General features: G+C 56.1%; 16 protein-coding genes and 2 rRNA genes (1 of these 18 running past the window's edge). 15 read left to right on the top strand and 3 right to left on the bottom strand.

Annotation, left to right across the window (positions count from 1 at the left end; translation table 11 throughout):
- Nucleotides 1–551, top strand: a 23S ribosomal RNA gene (locus NITLEN_RS16695) (it extends 2,456 nt beyond the left edge of the window).
- Between the two features lie 143 nt (nt 552–694).
- Nucleotides 695–811 (top strand): 5S ribosomal RNA (gene rrf, locus NITLEN_RS16690).
- A 333-nt stretch (nt 812–1,144) separates the two neighbouring features.
- Here rrf and NITLEN_RS16685 read toward each other — a convergent pair.
- Nucleotides 1,145–3,373, bottom strand: a complete 2,229-nt coding sequence (locus NITLEN_RS16685; RefSeq protein ID WP_121990783.1) for an ATP-binding protein — start codon at nt 3,371–3,373, stop codon at nt 1,145–1,147.
- Nucleotides 3,374–3,379: 6 nt separating this feature from the next.
- Nucleotides 3,380–5,128, bottom strand: coding sequence for a hypothetical protein (locus tag NITLEN_RS16680; RefSeq protein WP_121990782.1), 1,749 nt, complete (start codon nt 5,126–5,128; stop codon nt 3,380–3,382).
- Between the two features lie 489 nt (nt 5,129–5,617).
- On the opposite strand from NITLEN_RS16680, the gene NITLEN_RS16675 reads away from it, so the two are divergent.
- From NITLEN_RS16675 to NITLEN_RS16660, 4 genes are all read left to right on the top strand, one after another.
- Nucleotides 5,618–6,973: a dicarboxylate/amino acid:cation symporter gene (locus tag NITLEN_RS16675; RefSeq protein WP_121990781.1), complete on the top strand. Its 1,356-nt coding sequence runs from the start codon at nt 5,618–5,620 to the stop codon at nt 6,971–6,973.
- A 160-nt stretch (nt 6,974–7,133) separates the two neighbouring features.
- Nucleotides 7,134–7,757: a CDP-diacylglycerol--serine O-phosphatidyltransferase gene (pssA, locus tag NITLEN_RS16670; RefSeq protein ID WP_219999489.1), complete on the top strand. Its 624-nt coding sequence runs from the start codon at nt 7,134–7,136 to the stop codon at nt 7,755–7,757.
- Nucleotides 7,758–8,028: 271 nt separating this feature from the next.
- A complete protein-coding gene (locus tag NITLEN_RS16665) occupies nt 8,029–8,463 on the top strand; it encodes a hypothetical protein (protein WP_121990779.1) in 435 nt (144 codons plus the stop codon).
- A complete protein-coding gene (locus tag NITLEN_RS16660) occupies nt 8,460–8,729 on the top strand; it encodes a hypothetical protein (RefSeq protein ID WP_146216236.1) in 270 nt (89 codons plus the stop codon). The genes NITLEN_RS16665 and NITLEN_RS16660 overlap by 4 nt, the downstream gene beginning before the upstream one ends.
- Before the next feature lie 98 nt (nt 8,730–8,827).
- Here the strand turns inward: NITLEN_RS16660 and NITLEN_RS16655 are convergent, their stop codons facing one another.
- Nucleotides 8,828–10,000 carry a YncE family protein gene (locus NITLEN_RS16655; protein WP_121990777.1) on the bottom strand — a complete coding sequence of 391 codons (1,173 nt, stop codon included), beginning with the start codon at nt 9,998–10,000 and terminating at the stop codon, nt 8,828–8,830.
- A 227-nt stretch (nt 10,001–10,227) separates the two neighbouring features.
- On the opposite strand from NITLEN_RS16655, the gene NITLEN_RS16650 reads away from it, so the two are divergent.
- The 9 genes from NITLEN_RS16650 to NITLEN_RS16605 all read left to right on the top strand — a co-directional run bounded on the left by NITLEN_RS16650 (nt 10,228) and on the right by NITLEN_RS16605 (nt 17,623).
- On the top strand, nt 10,228–10,518 hold the full coding sequence (locus NITLEN_RS16650) for a nucleotidyltransferase family protein (RefSeq protein WP_121990776.1): 291 nt from the start codon (nt 10,228–10,230) through the stop codon (nt 10,516–10,518).
- Nucleotides 10,515–10,865 (top strand): HepT-like ribonuclease domain-containing protein, encoded by a 351-nt coding sequence (locus NITLEN_RS16645; RefSeq protein WP_121990775.1) that lies wholly within the window; start codon nt 10,515–10,517, stop codon nt 10,863–10,865. The genes NITLEN_RS16650 and NITLEN_RS16645 overlap by 4 nt, the downstream gene beginning before the upstream one ends.
- 61 nt (nt 10,866–10,926) lie before the next feature.
- Nucleotides 10,927–11,208, top strand: a complete 282-nt coding sequence (locus tag NITLEN_RS16640; protein ID WP_121990774.1) for a DUF2442 domain-containing protein — start codon at nt 10,927–10,929, stop codon at nt 11,206–11,208.
- 209 nt (nt 11,209–11,417) lie between these two features.
- Nucleotides 11,418–13,244, top strand: a complete 1,827-nt coding sequence (locus tag NITLEN_RS16635; protein ID WP_121990773.1) for a site-specific DNA-methyltransferase — start codon at nt 11,418–11,420, stop codon at nt 13,242–13,244.
- 6 nt (nt 13,245–13,250) lie between these two features.
- Nucleotides 13,251–15,719, top strand: coding sequence for a DEAD/DEAH box helicase (locus tag NITLEN_RS16630; protein WP_121990772.1), 2,469 nt, complete (start codon nt 13,251–13,253; stop codon nt 15,717–15,719).
- A 475-nt stretch (nt 15,720–16,194) separates the two neighbouring features.
- The gene (locus NITLEN_RS16620; RefSeq protein WP_121990770.1) at nt 16,195–16,521 is read left to right on the top strand and encodes an HMG-box domain-containing protein; all 327 of its coding nucleotides are present in this window, start codon (nt 16,195–16,197) and stop codon (nt 16,519–16,521) included.
- Entirely contained in the window at nt 16,506–16,745 is a 240-nt protein-coding gene (locus NITLEN_RS16615) for a DUF2283 domain-containing protein (RefSeq protein WP_121990769.1), read from the top strand. Before NITLEN_RS16620 ends, NITLEN_RS16615 begins: the two co-directional genes overlap by 16 nt.
- A gap of 22 nt (nt 16,746–16,767) precedes the next feature.
- Nucleotides 16,768–17,010: a DUF2283 domain-containing protein gene (locus NITLEN_RS16610; protein ID WP_219999488.1), complete on the top strand. Its 243-nt coding sequence runs from the start codon at nt 16,768–16,770 to the stop codon at nt 17,008–17,010.
- 223 nt (nt 17,011–17,233) lie between these two features.
- A complete protein-coding gene (locus NITLEN_RS16605) occupies nt 17,234–17,623 on the top strand; it encodes a YkvA family protein (protein ID WP_245924556.1) in 390 nt (129 codons plus the stop codon).
- Nucleotides 17,624–17,657 lie beyond the last annotated feature (34 nt).

The raw sequence follows: 17,657 nt of genomic DNA, 5'->3' as shown, positions 1-17,657 counted from the left end.
GAGTGACAGCTCGAGCAGAGACGAAAGTCGGACTTAGTGATCCGGTGGTTCTGCGTGGAAGGGCCATCGCTCAACGGATAAAAGGTACGCCGGGGATAACAGGCTGATCTCCCCCAAGAGTTCACATCGACGGGGAGGTTTGGCACCTCGATGTCGACTCATCGCATCCTGGGGCTGAAGCTGGTCCCAAGGGTTAGGCTGTTCGCCTATTAAAGCGGTACGAGAGTTGGGTTCAGAACGTCGTGAGACAGTTCGGTCCCTATCTGTTGTGGGCGGAGGAGAGTTGAGAGGGGCTTTCACTAGTACGAGAGGACTGTGAAGGACGGACCTCTAGTGTGCCGGTTGTCGCGCCAGCGGCAGCGCCGGGTAGCTATGTTCGGAAGCGATAATCGCTGAAAGCATCTAAGCGAGAAGCGTGCCTCAAGATAAGCTCTCCCGTAGCAGTATGCTACCTAAAGACCACTTGTAGACCACGAGTTTGATAGGCTGGGTGTGGAAGGCCTGTAAGGGCTGTAGCTAACCAGTACTAATCGGTCGTGCGGTTTAACATCCTTTGCTCCTGATAGACATGGTCTTACCGATGCGCGAAGAACACGCGCACGGAGTGCTGATGAAACGTTCTGAGTGATGCGCTATGCGCGGACTTCGAACCGATCTGAAAACAGCACGTACCAATCAAGACGTATTCAATGTTCCCGGTGTCCTTGCCGGAGGGGCCACACCCGTTCCCATACCGAACACGGAAGTTAAGCCCTCCAAGGCCGATGATACTGCTGCCGCGAGGCAGTGGGAAAGTAGGACGATGCCGGGTTACAAAAAGAAGCCTGCTGGTGAAAGCCAGCAGGCTTTCTTATTTCTGCTCTGATCTAGTCTCGAAATAATTTTCATAGCGTATCCAGAGAGTATTACCGATATATCAAGAAATATTAGGTCGTAGAGGCCAGTCTCAATAGACGATGATCCGTAGGAGTCTTGGCTTTGTATGGAGCCGCGGCCTAGGAGTGATGAATGTGTGGGGAATGTCCGGTGTTGTGTGAAAAGAACGCCTGCTGGTGAAAATCAGCAGGCGTTTTATTTTTTCAGGAAGCTTCTGACAAGAGAATCGTCTGAAGCTGTCGATATTGAATGAGGATGGAGCCTGGTACTATGGCCCGTCTGTCCCAGTGTGCTCCTTGATGATTGGAGGGATTCTTGGAAAAATCATCAATTTCCCTTGGGAAGGGGTCGATGTCTCTGGCTGTGTTTTCGGATGGGGCTTGTCCGGGAGTGCCAGGGTAAACATAGTGCCTTGGCCGACCGTACTGCGGGCTTCGACCGTCCCGTCATGTTCCTGAATGATCTGATGGACGATGGAGAGGCCGAGTCCGGTGCCGACGTGCTCCGTGCTCTCGTGTTTCGTGGTGAAAAATGGATCGAAGATGTGGGGGAGATCCTCAGGGGCGATTCCACAGCCGGTATCTGCTATTTCGATCTGAATCCATTGTGTGCCGTCGAGCCTGGTCAGGTAACGCGTTACGACTGTCAGTCGTCCTCCCTGCGTTTTCATTGCATCCATCGCGTTCAAGAGCAGATTCATCAGCACCTGTTTCATCTGCTGCCGATCCACCATGACCGGAGTCATTGGATCAGCCAGGTGTTTCTCGATCGTGACGCCTAATGTCGCTGCTTGTACTTCGATAAAGTGCAGACAGGAGGCGACGATGTCGTTCATTGATTCCAAGGAGAACTTGGGTTTCATATAGCGGGCATAGTCCAGAATTTCTTCGATGAGACGCTCGATACGCGCCAGATCGTCCGCCACCACCAGGCTGAATGAGTTCATGAACTCCGGATCATCCCGCCGAGATGGCGCGAGCTGGATGAACGTTTTGATCGAGGTCAGGGGGTTCCGGACCTCGTGCGCGAATCCTCCCGCGATGGTCTCGAGCGAGCGCAGGCGATCGGCACGTCGAATTAGGAGCTGGGATTGTTTCCAGTCCTCATAGAGCATGGCGTTATCGAGCGCGATAGCCGCGCTATCGGCCAGCGAACGGAGCAAATTGAGTTCGTCTTGGGAATAGAAATCCAGGGACGGTTTGTGTCCCAGATTCACGAACCCGATCAGGCGGGTCTTATTGACCAGCGGCAGGCAGACCTCCGACTCCATGTGTGTCAGCGTGTTGAGTACGTCCAGCATCACCTCGTCGCCCGGTTCCGCTTCCTGATGCTGTAACTCTTCCTTGATGACTGGCTGGTTTCGTTCCAGCAGCACCCGTGCGAACGATTCATGGCTTGTGAGACGGACGGAGTCGGCCAGGGCCGTATCTACCCCGTGCGAGGCCTTCAGCGCGTAGCGCCCCAGCTCTTTGTCGAAGAGATAGAGCGAGATCTTATCGATACGCATCACGGTCTGTAGGGTGCGCACAATCTCTTCTTGTAGGTTAATGAGGTCGAGATTCCTAACCATGGCGTGGCTGAATCGCGTCAATGTGTTGTACGCGTCGTACCGGCTGGGGAATAGCGCCTTGTTCAGTGCCGATTGCAGCCAGGGCTGGAAAGAGACGTAGAGGGCGGTGAACGCTACCGTCGCGCCGACGAGCACGCTGGCCAGCGTCATAGGAGAGAGCTCGCTCAGTCCATGCGCGAGGAGCACAAGCGCGAGCGTGAACGGTACCAGCGGGAGATAGGTCGCGCTCATCGACACAAAGAGGGCCGCATCCAGCAGGTGATAGCGGAGGATGGCGATCGTCACCACCACGGTCAGCAGGAAAATCGGCACGTAGCCGAAGGGATAGAGGTCGTAGCCGAACGCCGGAAAGAAGTCCACGGAGCCCAGGTAGGCGATCATGAAGGCGAGCAAGACAAACTTGATCTGCTGGCGTCTGATCGGCGTCGTGACGGTGCGGTACGTGCGGACGTAGTCGGTAAAGGCGGCGGCCATGTAGGCGAAGAACACGAGAAAGAACGGCGCGCTTGCCGGGCCCCACTGCGGGAAATACCCCCACCGGTAGAGATGGACACCCGCGACGAAATCATCGCGGAAGAGCACCGCGAGGGCCAGCATCGTGGCGAGTCCATAACCCAGCCAAATGAATCGTGAGCGAGGCAGCCGGAGAAATTCTGCGGAGAAGGCGTAAAAGGCAACGGAAATGAACATGACGCCGACATTGTCGAGCCGGAACCAACCCAAGGCCCGCTCCGGCGTGGTTGCGCAGAGCCCGATGCTAGTCGCACCGAGCCACAGTGCGATTCCGGCACAGAGCACGAGGAAATGGCGATGGGCGGCCGATCGTCGGTTCGACCGGTAGACGAGTAGTCCCAGCACCAGCGTGACCAGTCCCATGAGCAGCATGGGAATGGCGTGCACGTTGATCGCATAGTCTGCAGTGGTCATGGTGTGTTACGCCGTCCGGGCCCGTGCAATGGTCTGTAGGTGCTGGTCGGTGATATAGCCGGTGGAATTGCGAAATTTCGCCAGCCGGAACCCCAGGGCCCGGCCCGAAGCGATCATGTGCGCGGCAAGCGACGGGTCGGCTTTGCCGAGGGAGTAATGTCCGCGCCAGCCGATAGCCGTGAGAATCATCGTTTCGGAAAGACACCCGAGCGCCTCGCCCGGAGCGAGATCGAGGTCGAAGTGCACATCCACATCGGGGGTTTGCACCACAGCGGATTCAATGACGATCACGTCGGGTCGCTGGTGCGGAATCTCCTCGGACACATTCTTGGGCTGCGCCGCATCGATCACGATCGCGCCCGGCTTCAAGTGGGCCGCTGTCAGCAGGATGTACGGGTTGTTCGTGGCGGCGATCACGATATCGGCTTCGCGAATGCGATCGAGATTCGAGGTGCCCTCTACGACGGCCGGCTGGCCGGCGAGGTCCGTAAGCAGCGTCTGAACCGCATCCTTCTTGATGTCGATGAGAATGAGCCGGTCGACCAGCCGGGCCAGCATTTTCGCACAGGATGAGCCGACCGAGCCGGCGCCACCCACGATCGCGGCCGTCGCATGCGGTAGGCTGAGATTGGTCAGCGCGGCGGCCTCCAGGATGTTTTGCATGGCAATCGCCGCCGAGTGGGGATTGCCCGTCGTCAAGCCGAGATGGACCTTCCCTTCGAGGTCCCGGCCATCGCGCGTGACGATCGACGTAAACGCACCGAGCCCCGCAATCATGGCGCCCATCTTTTCGGCGAGGTGGACTGTTTCCAGCACGCGTTGCCGGGCCAGGCGCGGGTTGCGGATCATCTGTTCCGTCGTCAACGGAGAAATCAGCATCGCGCCGGTTGTCGGCGTGCCGTCCGCCATCGTCAGGCCCGTAATATAGGACGCGACGAAGGGCCACTGAGACCGGAACCACCGGTCCACCACAGGCGCGGGCAGGAGGCGGGCAAAGGGAAACTTTCTCGGCACATCGTCCAGCGTGCGGGGATGCCCGATGAAGGCAAACGTAATCGGCGTGACGAAGAGGCGCGTCACCGGGCCAGGCAGGAATCGAATTGCCAGATCGCGCAGCAGTTGCGCAGCCAGTCCGAGGCCTTCCCCCACCAGACTCCATGAAAAGCGTTCCGCGCCTGTCGCACGGATCGACGCAGCGACCGGCACCTGCACAGACGGCCTCGGGATCGATGCAAGTGGCGCTGAGCCGGCCACGTGAGCAAAGGACGTCTGCGGCAGTCCCTCGGCGGCCAGCGGTAGATGATAGGGGAGGGCAAAGGGATTATCGGTGATAAACAACGAGAGAATGGACCGGGGATTGGCCGTGACCAGGTCGGCGCGGGCCGCCGCACGTGCGGCGGCATCGTGGGCACCGAGACTATCCAGGTAGGAGGCCAGCTCCTGAAAGGCGGATTCGAGGACGCGTCGCTCAGTGTCGCTGAGCGACGGGAGAACGATATCGATGCGAAACTGGGTGGGTGAGGCGTCAGCCTCTTCGGTCACGGCCGTGACCCGTCCGGCCAGCGGCATATAGGCGACACTCCGCCCGAAGTGGAAGAGCACCGACAGCGGTGTGCCGACTTCAGCGGGGGTGTCAGTTATGAAGGAGAAACAAGTGAGGCCAAGGTCCTGGGTGACCCCCCTCGACAACGTGCCGTGGAAATCAGCGATGACGGGGAGACTAATGGCGAGTCGGTCTGTGATCGTTTGGAGCATGTCATCTCTCTCCTTCTCAGTCCAAAACACCGTCACCCTCGCGGGATCGTCGAGCGTGGGGGACGCCGGGCCCGCGGACGGAAAGCCGCCATAGTGGCGGGACAGAGACAGTAGAGGTGTCTTGTACTATCGTCCGCGTTTCTTTGTTTGTCAACTAACCGCGGGCTATCTGTCAACGACGCATGCGGCCCCAGCCCGCGCCATTCGGCACGGCTGAATGGATCTATGAGACCAAGGTCGTGTGGTACGCCGTTGGCGATAGGCGGTGCGCTGATTGAGGACGTTGTGTGCCGACTGTCAGTTAGGGGAACCGAATTATGGCGCAACAGCAGAAAGATGTGCGGTAATAGAAGGACTGAGAGGCGAAGCCTGGGATGGGGAGGACTCGTATTTCTAAGAGGTAATGCAATGTTTGCCCCGGCGTTCTCCTATCCGTAATGCTTTCCCAGGGGGAAGCGGGTATGCTGCCGCGACCCACGAGAGACCACTATGCATACGTCATCGCGCGGGATGCCGCCGCTCTATACGCAAGTCCTCATCGCCGTCGTCGCCGGCGCGTTTCTCGGCGCGACCTTTGGTCAGGAGCCCTACCTCGGCGGCCTGCGCAATGAGCAGTTGGGCAAGCTCGGTCTTTTCGTCGTCACGCTTTTGAAGACGCTTGCGATTCCGCTTATCTTTTTTGCAATCCTCGATGCGCTGATCCGCACCAGCATTCCGTTGCGCCAGGGCGGTAAGTTGCTGGTCATTTGTGTGGTGAACGTCTCCGTCGCCATGACCATCGGCCTGGCTATCATGAATCTCTGGCAGCCAGGCCTTGCCTGGCGGGGCCATGTCGATGAGTTGCTTCACCTCGTGCCCGGCACCACGCTTTCGTCCTCAGCGCTGGCCAACGTGCAGGCGGGCTCACAGAGCCCGATCGAGTATTTGGCCTCCTACATTCCCCGCACCATCGCAGATCCATTTTCCAGCAACAATATCATCGGCGTTGTTCTTCTTGCTCTCATTCTTGGCGCGACGCTCCGCTACCTGCATGGCCGCTCAAGTCAAGCGGGTGGGGCGGTTCAGGCGGTCGTGGGAATCATCGAGCGCATCTATGGATGGCTGGTGCAGATTCTCGGCTGGATCATCCTGGTGGTGCCGCTCGCCGTCTTCGGCGTCGTAGCGCAGGTGGTGGGCAAGTCGGGTGTCGGCGTCTTCTCCGTGCTGTGGATCTTCCTCGTCGCCATGCTCGCGGGACTGGCGATTCACTCATTCATCTACTATCCGCTCGTCGCCTGGCTGCTGGGGAAAAAGTCACCGAGAATCTACATCGGGCAGGGGGCTGATGCGATCATGACGGCCGTGTCTTGCAACAGCAGCCTGGCGACCGTACCGGTCACGCTCCGATGTCTGGAACGCATGAACGTCTCGCCGCAATCCGCACGCCTCGCGGCCTGCGTCGGGACGAACCTTAATAACGACGGCATCACGCTGTATGAAGCGATGGCTGCGCTCTTTCTCGCTCAGGCACTGGGGTATGACCTGCCCATGGCCAAACAGATCTTGATTGTACTCGCGTCGATCATCGCGGGGGCGGGCGTTGCCGGCATTCCGGAAGCAGGGCTGATTGTGTTGCCGCTCGTGCTGGCCGCCGCCGGCCTGCCGGATCATGTCATCATCGCCGCGATTCCGCTCATCATGACGGTGGATTGGATCATCGCCCGCGCCCGATCCGGCGTGAATGTCATGAGCGATATGCTCGTCGCCATCCTGCTCGACGCCGGCCAGGCGACTCCAGTGACAACGCCCGTCATGGTCCAGCCTCAATCCAAATCCATTTCTTCCAAGGAATCACAAGCGTCTTGATAAAGTATTCTGGCTCTCGTCATTCTGCCTTCCGACCATCGTCCCCACAACATATTCGCTTTCGAGGTGAGGCTTTGGGTAGCCCATCACTCTGCAGCGGCTTCAAATCCTGACGGGGCCTCCTGGACATTTGTCCGGCTCCGTCGTAGATTGCCTTGGCGTGGCAAAGACTCCTCCCAAATACTTCTTGATGATCCGCCAGTTTCACCTGGCCGACTTTCTCACGTTGGCCAACGGCGCCTGTGGGCTCGCGGCCGTACTGTTGAGCATGCGGTACATGGGCAACCAGTCGGCGGCCCATTTTCTTGCGGCCACGGCCCTGGCGCCGGCAGCGTTGCTCTTTGACTGGCTTGACGGCCGGGTCGCCCGCTGGCGGCACATGCAATCGCCGCTCGGGCGCGAGTTGGATTCGCTGGCAGACGTCATCTCCTTCGGAGTGGCGCCGGCGGCGCTTGGATATGCCGCAGGCCTGCAGGGAGGGTGGGACTGGATCGTGCTGATGTACTTCGTCTGTTGCGGAGTCAGCCGGCTGGCCCGGTACAATGTGACTGCCGAAACTCTTTCTGCTGGCAATGGCAAAGTCGCCTACTTCGAAGGCACGCCCATTCCTACCACGGTACTGCTGACCGGCGTCCTAGCCCTGGCCGCCTGGCAGGATCGGCTGGGCGAGCACCTCTACTGGGGCGTCTGGACCGTCGGGCCCTGTGACCTGCACCCCTTATCCCTCCTGTTCGTCCTCTCCGGAAGCTTGATGATCAGCACCATCCGCATTCCCAAGCTGTAGCCACGCCACGCTTCTCCGCCATCAACTCGTATCACTTCAGGACTCTGCACGTTCCTGATACCCATTCACATGTCATGTCCCCTACGAGGCTGGTGAATTTCCGCTGGGAAAGGGGCAAGCTCCAGCGGTCATGACGGTTCACGTAGGAGTGAAATGAGGTTGTGAGCGACGAGTTAGATGTACTCAAGGCAGTGACTGCCGACTTAGAAGGGGGCGGCATCCCGTATATGGTAACTGGCTCAAGGCGGCGAATTTTTATTCCGTTCCCCGGATGACGCGCGATATCGATCTGGTCATTGAATTGTGTGAGCGGGATGTGGACCGTATCACGCGCTTGTTCCAACAGGACTACTATATCGATCGGGACATGGTCCAGCGAGCCGTACGAGAGCAAGCCATGTTCAACATGATTCACAACGCCCTGGTGGTCAAGGTAGACTGTGTCGTGCGGAAGGAGACCGAATACCGTCGAGAAGAGTTTACCCGTCGCCGTGCAGTCTCTATCGCAGGCCAGCAGGTCTTCATCGTGTCGCCTGAAGATCTCATTCTGTCCAAGCTAGATTGGGCCAAAGAGAGCCGATCTGAGATGCAATTAACGGATGTCCGGAACTTGCTCAATTCTGTTCAAGGCCTCGATACGGTGTATCTGTCTCGATGGGCAGACCGATTGGGCCTGGCAGCACTCTACCGCGAGGTGTCAGCGTGAACGATACATCGATGGACATGGATCAGCGCTATCGTGCCATGCTCATGCAGCGGACGGGTGAAGAGCGGCTTATCCTGGGATGTGCCATGCGTGACACCGCCCGCGCCCTCGTGGAGGCGTCCCTCAGCGCGCGCGATCCACAAGCTACGGTCGAGACCATTCGGAAAGGGCTCTTCCTGCGCTTCTACGGACATGAGTTCGATCATGAAACCCGCGCAAAAATCCTCGCCGCCATCGAGTCCGCCGTCCTTCCCATGCCAGGGTAATATCCCTTCGCCAGCCCTTCCCAATTTCATCACGGTTCACCATCCCGGCCATACTCAATACCCAGGAATTCCGTGGAGCACTCAGGTCTTTCCGCCCATCACGGGCTCACGCGCAAGGTGCTTTGCTGAAAATGATTCGGCAGCAGCATGATGCAATTGGGGTTGAACCCCTGCGCTTTCAACGTGTCGATGCTCCCCAGGACTGTGTCGCTCTTCAGATCGATCACTGTGATAGACCCGTCGCTCATGCCTTCCAGATTGAGCAGGCTGTTCTGGACGAAGAGATACCGTTCATCGGGCGATAGCACGCTATGATGGGCGCCGGCGGCGGCGGGAATCGCTTTGAGGAACTTCGGCTGGCGCGGATCGGTATTGTCATACAGATTCACATAGCCCGGCTTAGCTGTCGTGACGAACAAGCGGTCGCCCTTCGCGTTGTAAAGCATTTCCAGCGGCATGCCCTGTTCCCGTGGCCCGAAATCATCGATCTGATAGAACGAGAATGCCTTGTTCTGCGGATCCCAGATCCCGGCCCACAGCGTCCCTTCCATCATATTGGTGATATGTACTACCGGCGGATCAGCCTTCGGGCTGAACATGACTTCGACGGGAGCCGATTTGGCGGGAGCTGGCTTTGATCCGATTTTGTGCGTCGAGAGCACATTGCCAGTACTGGCTTCCAGCACCGTGACCGAATCACCCGTCTCGGACATATCCGGCTTCATCGTGCTGGTCACGAGCACCCGGTCGATGCCGTTGTGAATCGCAATCCCGTGCGGATAGAGAATCGTCGCCCCCGCCGGTGCCGCTGCGCTCACCGTTTTAATCGGCGTATCACTGCGCGCGTCGCCCATAATTACGTTGCTCGAACCCATGCAGGTGAGGTACCAGGTTCGGTTATCTTCCGAGACGACGAGATCCTCACCGGCCAGGCAGTCCGGCACAGCAATCGCGCGCAGGCGATAGGGGAAGCGCGTGAGATCCACGACGTGCAACAGGCTTTTCCCCAGGGACGTGATGTAGGCCTTGCTTCGATCGCGGTTGAAGAAAATGTGGTGCGCGACGAGGTCGGGAGGAAGGGGAATCTCCATCAGGATCTTCCCGAAGTTCACCGAGTCGGGATCGATGTCCATGATGGCGATGCCCTCGCGCCGCACCGGCTGGCCCGGCTTACTCTCATAGTTCAAGAGCGCCAGAATTTCAGCCGAAGCCAGCGTTGTCCAGGTGAGGAACAAGAGCGCAGTAAAAAAGGGGAGCCGGAAGCGTCGCATGATAGCCTCCTGTCTAGTAAGGAATGCGAAAACGCTACTCCTTTTCTAGTCGGGAATCAATCGGTGAATAGGTAGAGGCTGATCCACGCTAGTCCCGCAGTTCCCGTCTTCAGTCTGTACCCACTTCAGTTCAGCACTCAGCACTTCTTGGGAGCACTCGGCCTGAGAGGGGGGCATTGCTGGAGTTCCCGGCGGGTTTTGGCTACCGTACGCGCAGGAGATAGGTCATGAGCATTCGCCAATTACTCCAGTCCAAACGAAGCCAAATCCTCCAAATCGCCGCGCGGCATGGTGCGCAGAAAGTCCGGGTATTTGGCTCCGTGGCACGGGGAGATGCGCGGCCGGACAGTGACATCGACTTCCTCGTGGATATGGAAGGCGGCCGCAGCCTGCTCGACCTCATTGAACTGGGGCAGGATCTGGAAGAATTGTTGAACCATAAAGTCGACGTCCTGACGGATGGAGGACTCAGCCCGCATCTCGAACAGCGCATCCACGCCGAAGCCGTCCCCCTATGAAGGACGACCGTATCTATCTCCTGCACATTCGGGACGCCATCCGGCAGATCGTCGAATATACGGCGATTCAAAAAGAAGGGTTTTGTGCTGATCGAAAGACGCAGGATGCCGTTGTCCGCAATCTTGAAATTATCGGCGAGGCCACGAAGCGGCTATCCGCAGCTCTCAAAACCGCACATCTCGACATAGCCTGGAAACCCATTGCCGGGATGAGAGACAAACTGATTTACGATTATTTCGGAGTGAATGTCGAACTCGTATGGGATGTGGTCGAACGCGATTTACCGGTGTTGTATGAGAAGGTAGAGGAACTCCTCGCGACGTTGCCTCCCACACCGTCGCCATAGCTGAGTTCATTCGCAGAGCAGCGGGCACCGCTCAAGAAAATCAAGCCGCTAGAGTAAGGCCATGCTGAAGGACATCGTAGAAGCCACCGCGTTAGAAGGCTGTCACGTTCGCCTACGCTTTGAAGGTGGCGTCGTGGGTGAGCTTGATCTTTCAGCGGTGATAAAGTTTGAAGGTGTGTTTGCTCCGCTGAAGAATCTCGATCGTTTCAGGGAACTCGGTGTTCACCCAGATCTTGGCACCATCTATTGGCCAAACGGCGCCGACCTTGATCCCACCGTCCTCTATGCCCGTGTCACCGGAAGGCCCATCCCAACCTACGAGATCAAAGCAGGCAGTCACTGAATCTCGTTTGGCCAGGCTTCCTCTCTCTAGCGGCAGTAGGCTCAATCCCCAACCCAGCACCCAGGACTTCCTTAAGAGGCCCTAGTTGCCCTACGGGGCTTCTCCTCGTCCAATCCCAGTGCTCTCGCTCCCCCCTCCCTCATTCCACTAATAGACGAGGTGATTTATGAGAGTGAAAGAGGTATTCTGCCGCGCTCAAGGAGATCGGAATGGCAAAGTACGACCATCTCACAAAAGATGAACTTGCGCGCCTGCTTGAAGCGAGAGACCGGCGTGATGCCACACGGTTTGGTCTTGTGTGGGAAGCCAATGAGATTGAGCGAGACAAGGCGATCAACTCCGACTTTGTGGCGCTTGATCTCGTAGCGGAACAGAGTGTGGGCGCCGCGCCATGGCGGAATCTTGTCATCGAAGGGGATAACTTCGATGCCTTGCGCTATCTTCGAATGACCTATGCTGGGCGCGTGAAGTGTATTCTTATCGATCCTCCGTACAACAGAGGGAAGACCGATTTCGTTTACAACGACCGTTTCATAGATGAGAACGACGCATGGCGATTTTCAACCTGGCTTGAATTCCTTTATCAGCGTCTGGTCATTGCCCGAGACCTTCTGCGAGAGGACGGTGTATTGCTCTGCTGTATTAATGATGACAACAGGGCTAAGCTCGAACTGCTCCTGGACAAAGTAATGCCGGGGATGCGGATTGGCAGCATGGCATGGAGGACAAGAGACTCTACAAGTGCAAAGGGGCGTAACTTTAGCGACACGCATGAGCATATTTTGATCTATGGCCGAAGCAAGTTTTCATTTCGAGGGAGAGAGAAATCTCAGAAGAAATATAAAAATCCAGATAATGATTCGCGTGGTGCCTGGAACATAGATCCTCTTACGCTGGCTTTCGATCGTATAGAACGCAAGAATCTCTTCTATCCAATCCAAAACCCAAAGACGGGAAACTGGTACCCATGCGATTCTAATCGTGTCTGGGCATATGCAAGTGAGAAAAATCCTGAAACTAAAATTGATGCTCTTGAGAGCGAGACGATGGAGGAGTGGATTCGTCAAGACAAGATAGTCTTCCCTGATCCCAAAGAAGAACGTGTAGTCGTTTGGAAAACTCTTGAAGAGCTTTATGCTGCTATCGACACTGGGGACGTTCCTGTTACTCCCAAAAAGAAGAATCTTTTACTCTCGAAAGATACGCCAAATCTCGAATTCTGGGTCGGTAAGCGTGTTGGTTTTGGTAGGCCTGGTTTTAAGAAGCACTGGAAGGATCTAAGGAGTCACGTTAATCCGGTTGGTAGCTGGATTGCCAGACTTAGCGAGGATGTCGAAGAAGACGATTACGTTCTACTCCGCTCGCGAGAGGCAGGAGAGGGCACTGGCGTGATCGAGAAGGTGTTCGGGAAAAAGGTCTTTAGCTATCCCAAGCCACCGTCGTTAATGCAGCAATTGGTCGCCCAGTCGTCGGAAGGTAATGATATCGTGTTGGATTTCTTTGGCGGATCAGGAACAACAGCCCACGCGGTTCTTCAGCAGAATACGGAAGACGAAGATGACCGGAGATTCATCATTGTGTCGAATAGTGAAGCCACAATCGATGAGCCAGAAAAGAATATTTGCAGAGATGTCTGTGCCCCACGCATCAAGGCTGTAATCAATGGTTTTGGCGGCAATAGCCCTACTGGGGGAAACTTTGCATATCTACAGTGCCGGCGAATTGCGCCTGGCCGTCTGGTGGAGATCGAACATGCACAGGTCTGGACTGCGTTGCAGATGATCCATCGAAAGACGCTGGAATCGGTTACTGATAAGGAGTTTCTTTGGGCGGGCGATGAGGAGACTGCCTTGGCGTATGTCCCGCGTTTTACGAAGGTCATGGTGCCTGCTTTGCGTAAGGCGGTGAATAGCAGTGCCGCTGTGGTGTTGTATTCCTGGCAGCCGGAAACGCTTCGCCAGTATATTCGTGCAGGGCATGTCCAGCATGAGGCTATCCCTGAAAGTCTGGCCCGTAGATTTGGTATGAAAGGCTGACCTGTAGTGAGCGTTCAGGTACTTAGAGGATTCCAAGAAGAGGCGGTTAAAAGCGGCGTTGGACTCTTCGAGACAGCGAAAAGTCTGCTGGACTCTGCTGGCGCTGATGCGGCTGGCCGAAGATCTGCGATCAATCATAACGGGTACTTACTGATCGAGGCGCCGACCGGATCGGGCAAGACGCTTATGGCTGGTACCATTTTGGAACGGTTCAGCCATGAGGAAAACGTCGTGTGGTTTTGGTTTGCTCCGTTCAAAGGGGTTGTGGGGCAAACAGCCGCTTTTCTTCGTGATCAGTTTCACGGTCTTCGTTTACGCGAGTTATCAGATGATCGCTCAGCGGCGATGAGTCGACGGGGTGATGTCTTCGTGACTACTTGGCAAACCGTCGCTACTCGGGTGAAGGATAAGCGCAATGTACGGAAGGACGGCGAAACAAACCCGTCAATTGACACTTTGGCGGAAACGCTTAGAGAGCAAGGCCTCCGCATCGGTGTGGTGGTTGATGAAGCTCACCATGGTTTCAGGGAGGGCACGCAGGCAGCGAAGTTCTTTCGCGAGGTGCTCAAACCGGAATATAGCATTCTGATTACCGCAACTCCTGATGATGCCGATATTAAAGCCTTCGAGAAGGCGATGGGCATTGTTGAATTGCAACGGATTCGTGTCAGTCGTGCTGACGCTGTGGACTCTGGCCTTATTAAGACGGGTGTGAAGTGCGCAGCCTATTTTGTCGAACCGGAAAAGCGATCTTTAGTCGATCTCGAAGGGACAGCGTTGCGGGATGGTGTGCTGGTGCATCGCAAGCTCAAACAAACCCTGGCAGATATGAAAGTTCCGTTGGTTCCGCTTTTGCTGGTACAGGCAGGTTCTAAGGAGCGTAGCATTGAAAAGCTGAAGGACCGTCTATTGCGTATGGGATTTGCTGATGAGCAAATCGCCGTCCATACCGCCGAGGAACCGGATGCTGATTTGCTGGCTCTTGCCAACGATGAGAAGCGTGAAGTGCTGATTTTTAAAATGGCGGTTGCCCTCGGGTTTGATGCCCCGCGGGCGTGTACATTGGTATCCATGCGTGCCAGTCGTGACCCGGAGTTTGGCGTTCAACTCGTGGGGAGGATTTTGCGGGTACATCGGCGGTTGCAAGGGCGGGCCCAAGCCAAGACGTTACCGGATGAGCTGGCCTATGGGTATGTGTTTCTTTCCGATGCGGAGACGCAAACAGGCCTCGATAAGGCTGGCCAATTGATCAACCAAATCCAAACGGAGTATGCGAAGGCAAGTGCGGCGACAGTTGTGGTTCGAGTCGGTGAACAATCAGGCGTTAGCCTGGTAGATGGTAGTGGGCAGGTTTCTATCTATGGATTCCCGTCCGAAGAAGCCGAGGGCATTTTACCCAAGGATGTACATACGTCCGAGGCGACTCTGCCGTATACACTAGTTCCGCCTTCGATGTTCGACTTTGAGCTGTTCTTTGGAGCCAAGCCAGCAACGTTGATCCACACGCAATCTGGTGAAGAATCAGCTCATGTTGTGAACCCTCTTGGTAAAAACCGGTATGCGCTTCGGCCTGGGATGCCAAGGCGTTTCAAGACTCAAGTGGTATGTCCAGAGTCCGATGTAACAGAAGAGGATTGTGCCCAGCGGTTTATGGTTTCTACTCGTGATCTATTCGAGGTTATGAGGAACAAGATTCCGGTGGAGAAGCGTACGCTTGATGTGTTCGAGCATACGATCCAGCAGGAATTTAATTTCGCCGCCGATCTTTCGGCTACACAGGCTGCTGAGCAAGCACAAGCAGTGCTTTGTAGAAATAAGACTTTTGATCCTCGTGAGTTGCGCCGCGCTCTCTTGCGCAAGTTAGAAATGGTAATGCGAGAAGAAGTTGTCAGTGAGGCGGATGACCCTGAGAAAGTCGTCCACTTTCTCGATGTCATTCTTGCCACACATCCTGAGTTGTTATATGAGGCTCAAAAAGCCGCTCACGCTCAGCATGCGGTCATACAAGATGCTGAAGAACTTCCGGCAGAGATTGTGTCCCCTGAGCCTCTGCCTGTGTCTCCACGAAATGTATACGGGGTGATGCCAGAGGGGCTTAATAGTTGGGAGAAGCCTTTTGCGGAGCTAATGGATCGTGATGCCAATAATGTTGTGGCGTGGTGGCATCGCAATCCGCCCCTTAAGCCCTGGTCAGTAAACGTTCTTATGCCAGATGGCCGGGGGTTCTTCCCCGATTTCGTCATCGGTATTAACGGTCGAAAGACGGAAGACAATGTTCTTCTTGCTGATCCTAAATTGAATTTTCAGCGCGATGACGAAGCGCAGAAAGTGCTAGCTGAGCACCGCAGCTACGGCCGTGTCATGATCTTGTTTCTTGATGGGAGTACCCGCTGGATGACGGTTGGGTTTGATCAGAAGGCAAAGAAGCCAATTCGGGTGCGCGAGTTCCGCCTTTCAGACGCAGCTGGATTCTGATATTGGACAAGGAAAATGTGGCAGAGGGATTAAAGGGGGCGGAATCTTTTCTCCCTGTGAATCTCACGACTCGGAGGCTTTATTTTAGGCCGAGTGTTCTTCACCCTTCGGAAGGTGTCATGATGGAATACGTTGTCGGATTTCTCTTCGGGCTGGCCGTACTGATGGGCGTTCTCTTCTTTCGCCGTCAGCCGCGCCACCGAGAGGAACCCGTGGGTTTCTACTGTGTGACTCACAAGGCGGTAGATGGTAGTGAGATGAGATTTCAGCTTCGTGCTCGACCGCCCTCCAGCCACCACCCCTTGCCTTGACCAGTCCTGGCTCCATTTCCTACGGTCGTGCCTTTCGGATCGAATAGAAGAGACGAGGTCGCTCGCCAGTCGCGGGGGCTTTTCTCTTTCTCGAATAGGTGTAGAATGCGCGGATCCTGATAAACACATTGGATTCCTTTTAAAGGTCTGTTCAAGGAAGAGCGATGACCAAGCTTCGTTGCCCTTTTCTCCATGGAGAGGTGGAATTCACGAATGAACGGGAACGTCATATCCGCGAGAAGCATCCGGATCTTCTGCCACAGTATCGGGAGTACCTGAGTCACACGTTGGCTGACCCCGACGAAGTGCGGCGGGATGCGCGGTTCCCCAACAGCTTGCTGTTTTCCCACTGGTTTCCAGACCTAAAAGGCGGTAAATTTGTCGTGGTTGTGGTGGTCGCTGATCCGGCTCCGTCAGATCGTCATTGGATCGTGACCGCGTACGTGGCGCGGCAACTCTCGGGAGGAATTGTAGAATGGACACGTCCTTGACCGTGGAATATGACAAGGCCGCTGATATTCTCTACCTGGGGAAAACGAAGCCTTATCCCGAGCAGGACTCTGAGGAGCTCGATTATGGAGTCGTGGCCAGGCTCAATCCGCAGACGCACGATCTTGAGAATCTTGAGATTCTGTTTTTCTCCTCCCGTGTCGCCAAGGGAGAGACCCTTCACTTGCCTGTCACCGCTGAGTTTCATCTGCCTAAAGCCGGCTGAGGTCTTTCTGGTTACGGCCTATTTGACTGACCGAATCAAGCCCGGAGAAACCGTATGCCGAAAAGTAAAAGTGTGGTTTGACCCGGAAGCGGACTACCTGGAAGTGCAATTCCGTGAGGCGTCTGGCTTCATGCGACCGACGGCGAAGGATGCCCTTATGGAACGGGTCGACGGGGAGGGGCATGTTCTGGGCTTCAGCGTGCTCGGCGTCAGCCGTTTTCGAAAAGACCATCCTCTCGAAGCGGAATTAGTGGTTGGAGAGTAATCGTAGGGCTGTTTGCGCTGCGCTCGTTCCACATTCACAGATGCGGCATTGCCGTTCACGCCGATTCGTACATCGCCCGCATCTGAGTTTCCGTCCCCACACCTCGCCTGCCCCTGTGCTGTGCCATCGGTCCAAATTGATCCTTTGCGGACTGCCTGTTATCCTCAAGCTTGATTGCGTGCGGGGGCAGTGTTCAACCTTCAGGGAGGACGTAGTGAAGACCATGACGCCAGCAAGGCTTCTGAAGGCGCTGAAGATGTTTCGAGGGTTCACGGCGGCGGCGGCGGAGTATCTCAGGGACAAAGAGCGGCTTCGGCATCTGTTGGCCGCAGCGGTCTTGATTGCACAAGGCCGCGGTGGAAAGCTGTTGAAGGACATTCAATTGTTGGTGCGGCTCCTGAAAGCGTCAGTGAGCGGTGCCTATACAGGACTCTCAGCCCGCAAGCTCGTGGCCATCGTCGCGGCGATTCTGTATCTCATCAGCCCGCTTGATGTGATTCCAGACGTCATTCCTGTGATCGGCTATGTGGATGATGCGGCGGTGATCGCCTGGGTGCTGAAAAGCATCGCCGAAGAACTCAAGGATTTCAGGATGTGGGAGGAGGGGGCTTGATCGGGTCTCCTATTGCGTAAAGCCGACCCTGTCC

This window comes from Nitrospira lenta (assembly GCF_900403705.1).
GTDB classification, from domain to species: Bacteria; Nitrospirota; Nitrospiria; order Nitrospirales; family Nitrospiraceae; genus Nitrospira_D; species Nitrospira_D lenta.
The sequence above is the reverse complement of the archived record's forward strand: the minus strand, read 5'-3'. Positions and strand labels throughout refer to the sequence as shown.